This window comes from Halogeometricum sp. S3BR5-2, assembly GCF_031624635.1.
In the GTDB taxonomy this organism is placed as follows: Archaea; Halobacteriota; Halobacteria; order Halobacteriales; family Haloferacaceae; genus Halogeometricum; species Halogeometricum luteum.
The window spans coordinates 435,020-448,049 of the sequence record NZ_JAMQOQ010000002.1; the positions used below are offsets into that span (position 1 = coordinate 435,020).

Annotated in this window: 16 protein-coding genes; 13 read left to right on the forward strand and 3 right to left on the reverse strand. The window is 67.7% G+C overall.

Annotated elements, in window-relative coordinates; translation table 11 throughout:
- Nucleotides 1-14 precede the first annotated feature (14 nt).
- Nucleotides 15-1,460: an MATE family efflux transporter gene (locus NDI79_RS08690; protein ID WP_310928712.1), complete on the forward strand. Its 1,446-nt coding sequence runs from the start codon at nucleotides 15-17 to the stop codon at nucleotides 1,458-1,460.
- Nucleotides 1,461-1,572: 112 nt separating this feature from the next.
- The gene (locus tag NDI79_RS08695; protein WP_310928083.1) at nucleotides 1,573-1,761 is read left to right on the forward strand and encodes a hypothetical protein; all 189 of its coding nucleotides are present in this window, start codon (nucleotides 1,573-1,575) and stop codon (nucleotides 1,759-1,761) included.
- A 54-nt stretch (nucleotides 1,762-1,815) separates the two neighbouring features.
- Here the strand turns inward: NDI79_RS08695 and NDI79_RS08700 are convergent, their stop codons facing one another.
- A complete protein-coding gene (locus NDI79_RS08700) occupies nucleotides 1,816-2,421 on the reverse strand; it encodes a DUF6149 family protein (RefSeq protein WP_310928084.1) in 606 nt (201 codons plus the stop codon).
- A gap of 94 nt (nucleotides 2,422-2,515) precedes the next feature.
- Here NDI79_RS08700 and NDI79_RS08705 point away from each other — a divergent pair, with 94 nt between their 5' ends.
- From NDI79_RS08705 to mptA, 6 genes are all read left to right on the forward strand, one after another.
- Nucleotides 2,516-3,412, forward strand: coding sequence for a DUF7351 domain-containing protein (locus tag NDI79_RS08705; RefSeq protein ID WP_310928085.1), 897 nt, complete (start codon nucleotides 2,516-2,518; stop codon nucleotides 3,410-3,412).
- Nucleotides 3,413-3,507: 95 nt separating this feature from the next.
- Nucleotides 3,508-3,843: a hypothetical protein gene (locus NDI79_RS08710; protein WP_310928086.1), complete on the forward strand. Its 336-nt coding sequence runs from the start codon at nucleotides 3,508-3,510 to the stop codon at nucleotides 3,841-3,843.
- Between the two features lie 193 nt (nucleotides 3,844-4,036).
- Complete coding sequence (locus NDI79_RS08715; RefSeq protein WP_310928087.1) at nucleotides 4,037-5,281, forward strand: NAD(P)/FAD-dependent oxidoreductase; 1,245 nt, start codon at nucleotides 4,037-4,039, stop codon at nucleotides 5,279-5,281.
- Between the two features lie 183 nt (nucleotides 5,282-5,464).
- A complete protein-coding gene (locus NDI79_RS08720) occupies nucleotides 5,465-5,701 on the forward strand; it encodes a DUF7979 domain-containing protein (protein ID WP_310928088.1) in 237 nt (78 codons plus the stop codon).
- A gap of 138 nt (nucleotides 5,702-5,839) precedes the next feature.
- A complete protein-coding gene (locus NDI79_RS08725) occupies nucleotides 5,840-6,256 on the forward strand; it encodes a DUF7124 domain-containing protein (RefSeq protein WP_310928089.1) in 417 nt (138 codons plus the stop codon).
- 99 nt (nucleotides 6,257-6,355) lie between these two features.
- The gene (mptA, locus tag NDI79_RS08730) at nucleotides 6,356-7,294 is read left to right on the forward strand and encodes a GTP cyclohydrolase MptA (RefSeq protein ID WP_310928090.1); all 939 of its coding nucleotides are present in this window, start codon (nucleotides 6,356-6,358) and stop codon (nucleotides 7,292-7,294) included.
- A gap of 242 nt (nucleotides 7,295-7,536) precedes the next feature.
- Here the strand turns inward: mptA and NDI79_RS08735 are convergent, their stop codons facing one another.
- Both NDI79_RS08735 and NDI79_RS08740 read right to left on the reverse strand, forming a co-directional pair.
- Nucleotides 7,537-8,361 carry a TrmB family transcriptional regulator gene (locus NDI79_RS08735; RefSeq protein WP_310928091.1) on the reverse strand — a complete coding sequence of 275 codons (825 nt, stop codon included), beginning with the start codon at nucleotides 8,359-8,361 and terminating at the stop codon, nucleotides 7,537-7,539.
- A gap of 85 nt (nucleotides 8,362-8,446) precedes the next feature.
- The gene (locus NDI79_RS08740) at nucleotides 8,447-10,087 is read right to left on the reverse strand and encodes a DUF255 domain-containing protein (protein WP_310928092.1); all 1,641 of its coding nucleotides are present in this window, start codon (nucleotides 10,085-10,087) and stop codon (nucleotides 8,447-8,449) included.
- Between the two features lie 200 nt (nucleotides 10,088-10,287).
- On the opposite strand from NDI79_RS08740, the gene NDI79_RS08745 reads away from it, so the two are divergent.
- The 5 genes from NDI79_RS08745 to NDI79_RS08765 all read left to right on the forward strand — a co-directional run bounded on the left by NDI79_RS08745 (nucleotide 10,288) and on the right by NDI79_RS08765 (nucleotide 12,917).
- Complete coding sequence (locus tag NDI79_RS08745; protein WP_310928093.1) at nucleotides 10,288-10,446, forward strand: DUF1059 domain-containing protein; 159 nt, start codon at nucleotides 10,288-10,290, stop codon at nucleotides 10,444-10,446.
- Between the two features lie 58 nt (nucleotides 10,447-10,504).
- A complete protein-coding gene (locus NDI79_RS08750) occupies nucleotides 10,505-11,257 on the forward strand; it encodes a helix-turn-helix transcriptional regulator (protein WP_310928094.1) in 753 nt (250 codons plus the stop codon).
- 159 nt (nucleotides 11,258-11,416) lie between these two features.
- Nucleotides 11,417-11,758, forward strand: a complete 342-nt coding sequence (locus tag NDI79_RS08755; RefSeq protein ID WP_310928095.1) for a HalOD1 output domain-containing protein — start codon at nucleotides 11,417-11,419, stop codon at nucleotides 11,756-11,758.
- 163 nt (nucleotides 11,759-11,921) lie between these two features.
- Entirely contained in the window at nucleotides 11,922-12,314 is a 393-nt protein-coding gene (locus NDI79_RS08760; RefSeq protein WP_310928096.1) for a DUF7344 domain-containing protein, read from the forward strand.
- Between the two features lie 120 nt (nucleotides 12,315-12,434).
- Nucleotides 12,435-12,917, forward strand: a complete 483-nt coding sequence (locus NDI79_RS08765) for an FxsA family protein (RefSeq protein ID WP_310928097.1) — start codon at nucleotides 12,435-12,437, stop codon at nucleotides 12,915-12,917.
- Nucleotides 12,918-13,030 lie beyond the last annotated feature (113 nt).

The following is a 13,030-nucleotide window of genomic DNA, read 5'->3' on the forward strand; positions in this document are numbered from 1 at the left end:
TCACCGAGGGCGGGATGCTGAAACCCCTCCTCGTGCTCTCGCTTCCCATCGTCCTCTCGCAGTTGATGCAGGTGTGCTACAACCTGGCCGATACGTTCTGGGTCGGCCGCGTCGGCGAGAGCGCCGTCTCGGCGCTCTCCTTCGCCTGGCCCATCGTCTTCTTGATGATATCCATCGGCGGCGGCTTCACCGTCGCCGGTACCGTCCTCGTCGCGCAGAACAAGGGCGCGGGCCGCGACGACAGGGTCGACCACGTCGCGGGTCAGACCATCGCGTTCGTCACCCTCCTCTCCGTCCTGTTCTCCGCGCTGGGCTACCTCCTCGCGCCCTCGCTCCTGCCCCTCATCGGCACGACGCCCGGCACCGAGGTGCACTCCCTGGCCGTGACGTACACGCGCACCATCTTCCTCGGCGTCTACTTCATGTTCGGCTTCTTCATCTTTCAAGCGCTGCTGCGCGGGTGGGGCGACACCCGGACGCCGATGTATCTCATGGCGTTCGGCGTCGTCCTCAACGTCGTCCTCGACCCGTTCCTCATCCTCGGGTTCCAGGGCAACCCCCTCTTCGGGATGGTCGGTCTGGAGGGCCTCCAGTCGTCGCTGTACGCGGCGACGGGGTTCGCCGGCCTCGGCGTGCAGGGCGCCGCCGTCGCCACCGTGTTCTCCCGCGGCGTGGGCGCCCTCCTCGGCTTCGGACTGCTGTTCTCCGGACGCGTCGGCATCCACCTCTCGAAGGAGGACCTGCTGCTCAAGGCCGAGACGGTGAAGAAAATCGTCCGCATCGGCGCGCCGACGAGCGTCGAGCAGTCGACGCGGGCGCTCGGGGTGACGGCCCTCACGGCTCTCGTCGCCTACGCGGGCGCGACGGTGGCCGGCGTCGACACCTCCGCGACGGTGGCCGCCTTCGGTATCGGGAACCGCCTGAACTCGCTGGTGTTCCTACCCGCTATCGGCCTCCAACAGGGCGTCGAGACGGTGGTCGGACAGAACCTCGGCGCGGGCAAACCCGAGCGCTCGGAGCGCGCGGTCCACCTCGGCGTCGGACTCATCACCGCCGCCCTCGCCGGCGTGAGCGTCCTCGCGTACGCCTTCGCCGGGCCCATCGTCGCGGTGTTCATCCCCGGCGAACCGAACGTGGTCGCCATCGGCGTCGACTATCTCAGGATCATCGCGCCGTCGTTCGCCTTCCTCGGTATCTTCAGGGTCGTCTCCGGCGGCTTCCGGGGAAGCGGTTCGACCCGCACGGCGATGGCGTTCTCGCTCCTGTCGCTGTGGGTGCTCCGCATCCCGCCCGCCTACGCGCTGGTCGAGTGGACGGGCCTCGGCGTGAACGGCATCTGGTACGCAACGGCGTTCTCGAACGTCGCCGCCGCCGTCCTCGCGGGCCTCTGGTTCACGCGCGGGACGTGGCGGAACGGCGTCGTCGACCGGACGCGTGCGGCGCCTGCGACGGACGATTAGAACGGGTCGTCGGGGGTCGACTTCGCACCGTTCGTCCCCCCGTTCCTGGAGCCGAGTTCTGACAGCCACGCAACAATAAAGGCGTCGTGGGGACGAGATACGCGTTCAGACGATGACTGAACCCGAGATTCCGGAAGACGACCCGGAGACGAGGCACGACCCCTCGGCTCTCGGATGGGTGTCGATACTGGGCGTCGTCGCCTTCGTCGGATTGGTCGCGTTCGCGTGGACCGACAGCGCCCTCCTCTCGGCGGGAACCGCGGCCGTCGTCGGTCTGTTTCTCGCGTGGACGCTCGGCTGAGCGCTCGTCGTCCGATTCGATTTCGACGGACCGCTCGGCGATTCCCGTCCGTCTCTACGCTTCGCTCTCGTCGACGTCGGTGTCGGCGTCGCGCATCCCCGGCGCGGCGTTCACGTCGACGTCTCTGGGCTCGTCCTGTCCGCCGACGCGTACCTCGCCGTCCTCGCCCTCGACGTACACGTCGTCGGCGAACCCGCCCTCCGCGTGGGGGTGCTCGGGGTTCTCCAGTTTCTCCGGCGTCGACGGCGCCTCGGGCACGTCGCGCGTGCGGAAGTCTCCGAGGGGGTTCGCGATGTCGATGCCGTAGCGCCGGAAGAACTTCTCGTAGCGCTCGTAGTGGGCTTCGAGTTCGTCGGCCGGGAACTCCATCATCTCCGTCCAGCCGTGGTTGTAGAAGTCGAAGTTGGCCTGCACGTGGGTTATCTCTCGCGCCTCCGCCTCCGTGTAGCCCTCTTCGAGGGCGGCGACGTAGGTGTCGAACGTGCAGTCGAAGAACGCCTCCAGGTGGGGTTCGCGCTCCTCGCGGTGGGCGGGGTCCGCCTTCTCGCCGAACACCCGCACGTGTAGGTCGACCAGTTTCTCCGTGGCGATGTCGCCGACGACGGGCATCGTCAGCGCCTTCTTCGCGGCGAAGTGACGGATGTTCTGTCTGAGCTTCATCTGTCCCCGGATTAGGACCGAACGGACTTCAAGGGTGTGCGTCCCGGTGACCCGGGGGGAGGTATTTTGTCCGCGGGGTGTGATTTCACGCCCAATGAGCGAAACGGACGCCGCCGACGACGGCCTCCTCACGGACTGCGTCGACTGCATCGACCCCGCCGAGGCGTTCGCCGTCGTCGGCAACGAGACGCGACTCGCCATCCTCGAAGCGCTCTGGCGTTCGGCCGACCGTCCGGTGGCGTTCTCGGAACTCCGCCGGCGCGTCGGCATGCGCGACAGCGCGCAGTTCAACTACCACCTCGGCAAACTCACCGGCCAGTTCGTCGCGAAGACAGACGACGGCTACGAGTTCCGACACGCCGGCGAGAAAGTCGTCCGCGCCGTGCTCTCGGGGAGTTTCAACGAGAGCCCGACGGTCGAACCGTTCGACGTCCCCGGCGCGTGCGCCGACTGCGGCGGGGCGCTCACGGCGTCGTACGTCGACGAACACCTCTCCGTCGGCTGTCGGGACTGCGGGCGCCTCCACGCCCACGCGCCGTTCCCGCCGGGCGGACTGACCGACCGCTCCGACGAGGAAGTCGCGCACGCGTTCGACCAGCGGGTCCGGCACCTGCACTGCCTCGCCGCCGACGGCGTCTGCCCGGAGTGCGGCGGCCGCATGGCGACGACGCTCTCCGAGGAGACGAGTCCGCTCGACGTGGCCGTCTGTTCGGTCCACCGCTGCGACCGCTGCGACCACCGCATCCGCTCGCCCGTCGGCCTCAGTCTGCTCGACCAGTCCGACGTGGTCACCTTCCACGCGGCGCACGGCGTCGACCTGAAGGACGGCCCGCACTGGCTGTTCGAGTGGTGCGTCGGCGACCGGACGACGGTGCTCGACGACGACCCGTGGCGCGTCCGCGTCGACATCGAACTGGACGCCGAGGAACTCCGCGTGACGCTCGACGACGCCCTCGCCGTCGTCGCCGTCGAGCGGCGACGCGTCGGATGAGTTACTGAAACTCGCTCCGGTAAGCGCCGCTACAGAAATTAACTTCAGATTACACTTTTCCCCGTTTCGGCCGTCTCTCCACGTGTGAGACGACCATGACGAGACGACTTCCCCCCGCCGGCCGCACCGCTCGCTCGCCGCCGTCCAGTCCGTCGGTTCCGGACGCGTCGCCGCTCGCCGTCGTGGCGAGCACGCTGTCGACGCTCGCCGCGTTCACCGCGTTCGTCCTCCTCGCGGGGGCGCTCGAACCGCTCCTGTCGCCGTCCGCGACGCTCCTCGGATTCTGGCTCGTCGGCCTACCGGCGGCGTTCGCCGCCCCCGTCGTCGGCGTGCGACTCGCCGCCCGCGCGCGCCGCCGACTCCGACGGTTCGCCTGCGCTCGCTGGCGCGTCGGCTGCGAACCGCTCGACGGCGCCGGACGGGCCGCCTGACTCCCTACCGTCTCTCGACCGCTCGGCGTCGCGCTTCGGCGCCTCGGCGTCCGAACCGGGCGGCGAGCGGGGCGGACGGTGGACGAACGCTGACCCGACGGGCGCGCGCGAACGTGATTGACACACCCAGAAGGCGCACGAAGGATGATGTGGATAGCAATTCACATTAACCCCGGAGTCGAAGCTTCCGCGTATGACTCAGTCGTACGTCATCATCGGCGACGGTATCGCGGGGAGTTCCGCCGCCGAAACCCTCCGCGAGGAGGAGCCAGACGCCGACATCACCGTCGTGACCGACGAGGGTGAGGCCCTGTACAACCGCATCCTGATCAAGGAGTTCGCCAAGGGCAAACTCCCGGAGGCGCCCATCTCCATCCACGACCCCGAGTGGTACGACGAACGCGACATCGAGCTGAAGATGAACACGCTCGTCACCGACGTCGACCCCGAGGGCCACACCATCGAGACGCACGAAGGGGAGACGCTCTCGTGGGACAAACTGCTCGTCTCCGTGGGAGGGACGCCGACGCAGTTGCCCGTCGACAACTCCGACGCCGAGGGCGTCCACCACTTCTGGACGTTCCAGGACGCCCGCAAGATTCGCTCGCACATGGAGGAGGCCGACAGTTCCGTCATCGTGGGAGCCGGTCTGCTCGGCATCGACCTCGCGGCCATCACCGCCGCGCAGGACGTCGAGGGCAAGTACCTCATGCGCGGGAACTGCTGGTGGCGCTACGCGCTCTCCGAGGATGGGGCGGAGATAATCCACGAGGCGCTGCGCGAGCGTAACGTCGAACCCGTCTTCGACTCCGGCGTCGACCACTTCGAGGTGGACGAGGAGAACAACGTGACGACGGCCGTCGACCCGAACGGCGACGAGTACGACGCCGACTTCGTCGGCATCGCCATCGGCCTCGACTTCAACACCGAGATTCTACAGGGGACCGACATCGAAGTCGACGGCGGCATCGTCGTCGACGAGTACATGCGGACGAATCACGACGACATCTTCGCCGCCGGCGACATCACGCAGTTCCACGACACCATCCTCGGCGAACGCGCGCAGAACGGGGCGTGGGGCTCCGCGAAGGAGCAGGGCACCATCGCCGCGAAGAACATGGTCGACTACGAGTCCGAGGCGTTCCGCTGGGTCTCCTCGTACTCCATCACGCACTTCGACTTCCCGTTCCTCTCGTTCGGCCACCCCACCCTGGGCGACGACGAGGCGGAGGCGAAACACTCCGATAGCGAGTGGCGCCGCCTCGCGTTCAAGGACGGGAAGATATGCGGCGGCGTCCTCATCGGCGACCTCGCCCCGCAGTCGAAGTACAAGAAGCTCATGCGCGAGGAGCGAGTCGTCGCCGACCAGAAGGACGTGCTGATGCAGGAGGAGTTCGACATCGAGGACCTCGACCTCGAAGAGGCGCCCGCGGAGTAGCGCGGCCCGTTCTGAAGGTCAGTTCTCCCGTTTCGCCCGACTCGGCGCCACGCGCTCTCGCTTTCGTTTCTCCCCGTCCGACCCGCTCGGCCGACAAATTCCCCGCAGAGACCGATTCTCTCTTCGATTCGAACCCTCGCTGGTTCCCCAATCTTTATCAAAAGTCGTGTTGTTTGTTACCCTATGTCACGAACCGCGCGCGGCGCGCAGGGGGATGCTTCGACCGATGGCGTGACCGTCGTCCGGACGGGTCCGGCGGACATCGACGCGGACGCGACGGTCCGCCACTACGACCAACTCTCTGAACGGGGCCGGCGGGCCGTCGCCGAGGCGGCCGCCGGATTGGACCCGACCGTTCGGGCGCCGGACCTCGCGCCCGGCGACGTCGTCCGCTTCACCGACTACTACGTCGTCCGCTGACGCCGACACCGACGGCCCGCACCTTCGCGCTCTCCGGTCCCCGTCGCTCGCGCCGTCTCTCGTCCCCCGTCGCTGAGAGTCGTCAGCGGCGTCCGCCGAACCGAAGCGGTTTTGCGTCCCACGCGACCACGTTTCTCCATGGACGGAGGCGGCTCGACAGACATGACGCTGGCGTTCGAGTTGGAGGCGCTGAAGGCGCTCGCCGACCCGACCGCCGTGTTCAACGACGCGCGACAGTGGACGGAGTACGTCGGCGTGGTGAGCGAGAAGCCCACCTACGTCGTCACGAACTTCACCCGGAAACACCGCGTCCGTCAGGATTTCTTCTCGGGGCCCCGCGGCGTCAAGGAGAGCCTGGAGAACGTGAAACGCCAGTTCGACACCGACCGGCACGTGTTCGTCGGCACCTCCGAAGAGGACCGCGCGCTGGCCGAGGAGACGGACTGGGAGTACCTCCCGCTCGAACAGGCCTCCGAGGCGGCCGACTGGGCGCTGGCCGGCGAAACGGAAGAAGACGACCCGTTCGACTCGGAGACGCGGGACGACTGGCCCTGACCTCGACGCGAGGGAGACGCCTCGTATCGCTCGAATTCGCGGTAGAGAGGGGTTCCCGTAACGAAAGCGTTAATCGACCCCAAACTAACCGTTGGTACGATGAGTCACCAGTTGCCTGACGTGCAGGCAAGCCAACCCGACGTCACCGTCGGACTGAGTCAGGTGGGAGTGACGGGCGTCGACAAACTCGTCAAAATCGCCCGCGACGGCAAGCGACCGCTGATTCTGATGGCGGAGTTCGAGGTGTTCGTCGACCTGCCGAGCGGCCGGAAAGGTATCGACATGAGCCGCAACATGCAGGTCATCGACGAGGTGCTCGAAGCGGCCGTCGCCGAACCGACCTACCGCGTCGAGGATATGTGCGGCGACGCCGCCGAACGACTCCTCGCGAAGCACGACTACACCTCGAAGGCCGAGGTGCGGATGACCGCCGAACTCGTCCTCAAAGAGGAGACGCCGGCGTCGGGGCTGCCGACGCAGAGCACGACGGACATCATCGCCAGCGCCGTCGCCACCGACGAGGGCACCCGCGAGGAGATCGGGGCCGAGGTCGTCGGCATGACGGTCTGCCCGTGTTCGCAGGGGATGTCCGCTTCGCGCGCCCGCGACGTGCTCCGCGACTTGGAAGTCGACGACGACACCATCGAGGAGTTCTTAGAGCAAGTGCCGCAACCGGGCCACTCCCAGCGCGGACACGCGACGCTGACCGTCGAGACGGAGGGGTCGCCCGACGTCGACCTCATCGACCTCGTGGACGTCGCCCGCGACTCGATGTCCGCGCGCATCTACAACCTCGCGAAGCGCCCCGACGAGGACCACATGACCTACCACGCCCACGCCGACGCGAAGTTCGTCGAGGACTGCGTCCGCTCGATGGCCGAACAGGTCGTCGAGCAGTTCGACCATCTCGACGACGACGCCGTGGTCCACATGAAGCAGTCGAACGACGAATCCATCCACCAGCACAACGCCCACGCGGAACGCGTCGCTCCGCTCGGCGAACTTCGCGACGAGGTCGAGGTCGCCGACCGCTCGTAGTCGCCCTCGACGGGTCGGGGCTCTCTGTACTCCGTTACTTCCGCTGCCGCTACGCCCGCCCGCCGGGCGCGATGACCGCTTTCAGTATTCTGTCCTCCTCGGCCTCCGCGATGTCCGGCGCGTCGAAGCAGGCGCGGACGACCTTGCAGGTAAGGAGCACACGGGGTCGAGCGCGCCGAGGGCTGGCGATTTAGCCGGCGGTGGAATCCGCTTAGCAGTCCGTCGAGCTCGGAGCAGCCCTCTCAGCCGTCTGCGTCGACCGTCGAGAGCGACAGCACGTCGGCGTCCGCCCAGCGCGGGTCGAACATCTCCCGGATGTCGGCGGCGAAGTCGGCGTCCTTCAGGTCGATCATCGCGAACGCCTCGCCGGGGTCCAGCGGGTTGGGAACTTCGATGCACACCTCCACGTCGTCGATGAGGTTGAACGTCCCCGGAAGCTGTTCGGTCGTCCGCACCTCGAACCGGGGATGGTCCTCCAGTCGCTCCACGTAGCGCTGGCCGACGCTCCGCGGGAGGGAGTCGACGATTTCCGGCGACATCAGCACCGACACCTCGACGCCGCGGTCCAGGGCGGCCTCCAACTCCCCGGTGACGAGTTCGCCGACGCGCCCGAGGTCGAACTGCGGCGAGAGCGCCCCGGCGACGATGACGAGCGAATCGTCGGCCGCCGAGAGGCGTTCGAGAAGCAGGTCCACCGACTCGTCCATGCCGACCGCGGCGGTCCAGAACTGCCCCTGCACCGGTTCGGCCGTCTCGAGTTCGTCCGTCAGGTCGTCGACGACCGACTGGTACTGTTCGGCCTTCTCCTCTAACTCCCGCCGCTTCGTTTCCAGGAGGCGGTCCAGCGCCGTGTCGGGTTCGACGGCGACGTACTTCTTCGGCCGACTGGCGGCCTGACTCCGCACGAGGCTGTGCTGTTCGAGGCTGTTCAGAACGTCGTAGATTCGGCCCATCGGCACGTCGCTGGCGCGCGACAACTCTTTGGCTGTTGTCGCACCGGTCCGAAGCAGCGAGCGGTACGCGCGCGCTTCGTACTCCGACAATCCGAGGTCCCGGAGGCTGGCCATACCGCTCACACAGTCTCCACCGGTAAAAACAAATCGGAGGTTTACACGGTTCGGTCGTTCACCCGTCCGCTTCTCTTCTGCGGGTTCAGGCGCCGTCGGTGAGGTCGGAGACGGCGGTCATCAACTGCTCCGGTGTGGTCGCCGCCCGTTCGCGCTCTCCGACGCGAACGACGGCCTCCTCGGGCGAGACGCCGTCGGCGCCGGGGAGGACGACCTTCTCGTGGTCGGCGACGCGCAGGGCCGCGCGGTGGAGGTCCGACCCCGCGGTCGCGCCGACGGCGACGGTCAGCGTCGGGCGCGTCAACCGGGCGGCGACCGACCCGTAGCCTGCGACCTGCACGCCGATGCGGTCCCACGCGCCCGCGAAGGCGCCGACGGCCCCGCGGGCCGCCTCTTCGTACCCTCCCTCGCCGGTCGCCGCCGCGAGGTCGACCAGCGCGTCCGCCATCTCGACGTTCCCGTCGAGGGGGCGGAGCGGTCGGTCGAGGAGGCCCAACCCGGACGCCGGGCCGTCGCGGAACGCGCCGTCGTCCGACCGCAGTTCGTCGACGGCCGCGTCCGCGACGGCGCGCGCCCGGTCGAGATATCGCTCGTCGCCGAGCACCTGCCGGGCGCGGACGAACGCGCCCACGGTCCGCGCGTGGTCCTCCAAGAGGAGCGTCTCGCCCGACTCGTCGGCCGCCTCGAAGTGCGTCACGACGCCGTCGTCGACGAGGCGGTCCGCGAGGTAGTCAAGCGTCCGCGCCGCGTACTCGCGGGCGTCCTCGTCGTCGGTGTACGCGGTCAGCGTCAGGAGGGCGTCGGCGGCGAGGGCGTTCGCGCCCGCGTAGGCCGTCAGGTCGCGGCGCGGGCCGGCCCCCTCGGCGCGTTCGGCGGCGTCGCCGTCGTGGTAGTCGTCGTCGCCGGGGCCGACGCTCCCGCCGAACGCGGCGCCGTTCCAGAGTCGGTCGACGAGGAACCCGCGGGTCCGCCGGGCCGGGTCGAGGAGGGCGTCGTCGCCGGTGTAGAGGTAGCCGTTGGCGAACGCGCGGACGAGGGCGGCGTTCGCGTCGAGCAGTTTCTCGCGGTGGGGCTCCGACCAGTCGCGGCCGTCGGCGTAGCGGAAGAACCCGCCGGCGACGTCGTCGAACAGCGTCTCGCCTATCGTCCGGAGCGTCTCGACCGCCTGCCGGTTCGACCGTTTGAGGGCGAACTCTATCGTCCGCGGCATCGGGAACTTCGCCTCGTCGCCCCACCCGGCGAACCGGTCGTCGTACTTCTCGTCGAGTTGGCCCGCGAGGTGCTCTTCGATGTGGGTGTCGACCGGTCCCGAAGGGGTCGGGTCGCCGGCGAGGGCGCGGGGAATGCGTCCGGACTCGGCGCCCTTCTCGGTCCAGGTCTGCCGCACGCGGTTCAACACCTGTCGCATCCCGTCGGGGCCGAGGTACATCGCGCCGGTGATGAGTTCGCCCGCGGGCGTGCAGAACACCGTCGAGGGGAACCCGCCCATGTTGTAGCGCTCCCGGACGCGCGGGTGGCGGTCCACGTCGACGCGGACGGGGACGAAGTCGTCGTTCACGTTCGCGGCGATGCGCGGTTCGCCGTACGTCTCGACGTCCATCTCGTGACAGCCGTCACACCACGTCGCCGTGAGCGAGAGCAACAGCGGCTTTTCGGCCGTCTCGGCCTCCTCGAACGCCTCCGGCCCCCACTCGCGCCACTCGACGCGCGTCTCGTCGTCCGTCATGTCCACACGTGGGCGGCGGCCGGGGGTAAGCCCTTCGAGGCGTCGCTCGGTTCGGCGCCAACGAACGCGAGGCGCGCCGATGCGAAAGCCGCCGGGTGTTCCGCGAGGGAGGTAGTCAGATGGGAGAGACTGTCTCGGACGAGAGTTAGTTTCCGCGGCGGCGTGTTTTAAGACAAGGCGAGTGATACTGTACGGCGAGCATGCCCTCTCAGTTCGAGTGTTTCCAAGACGGTTGCAACTTCATGGTCCGCGCGGACAGCGACGAGGAGGTCGTCCACCTCGTCCAAGAACACGCGCGGTTCACGCACGACATCTCCCTCGACGGCGACACCATCGAGTCGGAGATCGAACACGTCTGATGCGTGCGCTCCCGGTGCGCTCCGTGTCCGAGCGCGATTCCGAACTCACTCCCTCCACATGGACGACGACGACCTCGTCGAGGTAGTCAAGCGCCTCCCCATCCTCGAAGCCCTCCGGAACGGGCCGCAGAGCGCGGGGGGTCTGGAGGAACGGCTCTCCTTCTCTCGGTCCACGGTCCACCGGGCCACGAACGCCCTCGGCGCCTTAGGGATGATCCGCAAGCGCGACGGCGAGTTCGAGTTGACCTCGTTCGGCCGCGTCGCGGTCCGACGCCTGTCGGAGTGCCGACGCGACCTCGACATCGCCGACCGCCTGTCGCCGTTTCTCAACGCCGTCGACGCCGACGTGGCGTTCCCCGTCGCCGCCCTCTCGGACGCCGCGGTCACCTCGCCGGACCGCGGGCAGGCCCACTTCGCCGTCAAGCGCGTCTCCGACCTGATGAGGGAGTCCAAGTCGCTCCGCACCTTCTCGGCCGTCGTCTCCCCGGTGTACGTCGACATCTGCTGTCGACAGGCGCGACGGGGCGCGAGCGTCGAGGCCGTCTTCGACAGACGCGTCGTCGACATCCTGTTCGACGAGTACGGTCCGGAGGCGCGCGAGGCGATACGGGGCGGCGACCTGGAGGTGCTCATCTGCGACGACTGCCCCTTCGAACTGTTCGTCTTCGACGACTGCGTGGCGATGACGGCGCACGGTTCCGGCGGCGAGCGAACGCCGTTCGTCGAGTCGTCGAACCCCGACCTCTACGAGTGGGCCGAAGACCTGTTCGTGCGATACAAATCCGACGCGGAGTTCGCCACCGTCTTCTGAGCCGTCGCGCCGTCCAGCCGAAGTGACCTGTTCGATCACTCTTCCCAGATTTGAAACGGCTCTCACCGGCCGAACCGTTTTCTAAACTGAACAAACGTGCAAATTTTGTCCGCCACACCGACGTATATTTGTGTGTTCGTCCAAGGTGGTGAACGAAGGATGTCAGCCGACACTGGGGATGGAGACGGACCGTCGGTTCCGTTCAAAACGATAGACGACTTCCGATACGACGACCAGATGGGGATGTACCGAGCGAGATACGACGCCGCGTCCGCGCACGAACTCCTCGTGGATATCGTCCTCGCCGTCGCGGACATCGAGGGCGCCACGACCGACGATATCGACCCGGCGTACCGGAGTATCGACGCGGACGCCTTCGAGACGCTGGTGCGCGCGAACGCGGGCGAGGACCTCTCGGCCGGACCGCTGACGTTCCCGCTCGGCGGACATCGAGTGACCGTGGTCGCGGGCGAGGTCACGTTCGAGCGCCGACCCCCCTGACCGACCGGCGGCCGCCGCCTCCGCCTTCGTCGCCGTCGTCGTCGGGACCGGGGTCGCCGGCGAACGTCTTATCGGTAGAGCGACGAATCGGCTGTCAGAAGATGTTTTAGGCACGCCCGTGCTACGTTCGGGTAGTCGGGCGCCCCCCGTCGCCCCGTCGAACATGAGACCAGAACTCTACCGAGAGACTCGAACCCGGAGCCCGAACCACGTCCAGACGGACGGCGGCGAGCCCTCGCTCGATACCGTCTTCCAGATACTCAGCAACCGTCGTCGCCGCTTCGTCCTCTACTTTCTCACCGAAATCGACGACCCCGTCGGGCGCGAGGAGTTGGCGAGGCGCATCGCGACGTGGGAACGAGACGAGGACATCGGCGACGTCCCGAGCGACGAAATCGCCCGCGTCACCGTCTCGCTCGACCACGCGCATCTCCCGCGACTCGAAGACGGCGGCGTCGTCTCGTACGACCGCGAAGAGCGAGAGATAGCGGCGACGGACGCCGTCGACCGCTTCCTGCCGTATCTCGACTTGGCTCGATCCGAAGACTTCGACTGACGCCGCCGCCGTCCGCGTTCGCGTCCGCATCCGCACCCGCACCCGCACCCGGTCGTCCAGTCCCGCGGTCGGCGCCCCGCGGGACACAAGGGCTATGAACGACGACCGAAAAGAGGGGGTATGCAGACGCGCTGGGTCATCGCGGCACTCCTCGCGATTCCGCTCTTGGACACGCTGCTGTTGATTCCGCTGTCCGGGTTCATCGGGTTCACGTCGACGGTGCTCCTGGTCGTTCTGACCGGTCTCGTCGGGATGCTCCTCGTCCGCGCCGAGGGGCGTCACACCCTCTCGAAACTCCAGCGGAAGGCCGCGACGGGCACGTTGCCGACGAACGAACTGCTGGATGGCGGCCTGCTCATCGCCGCGGGCGCATTTCTGCTCACGCCCGGTATCGTCACCGACCTCCTCGGGTTCGTCCTGGCCGTCCCAGTGACGCGCTATCCGCTCCGCGAGGCGCTGAAACGCTTCGTCGTCCGCCCGTACCTCGAAAAGCAGACCGAGGGGTTCTTCTCGGGCGACGTCTGGGTCGGCGGGTTCCCCGACGACGACGTCATCAACCTCGACCCCGAGAACTACGGTCGCCCGGACGACGATAACTCCTGATCCACGACTGACCTCCGGACTCGTCCGTTCTCATCCGCGTTTACCCGTCTTCGTCCTCGTCCTCCGTCAGATACCCCTCTCATAAACGATCTGGAATCTTAGAGGCTTTTCTG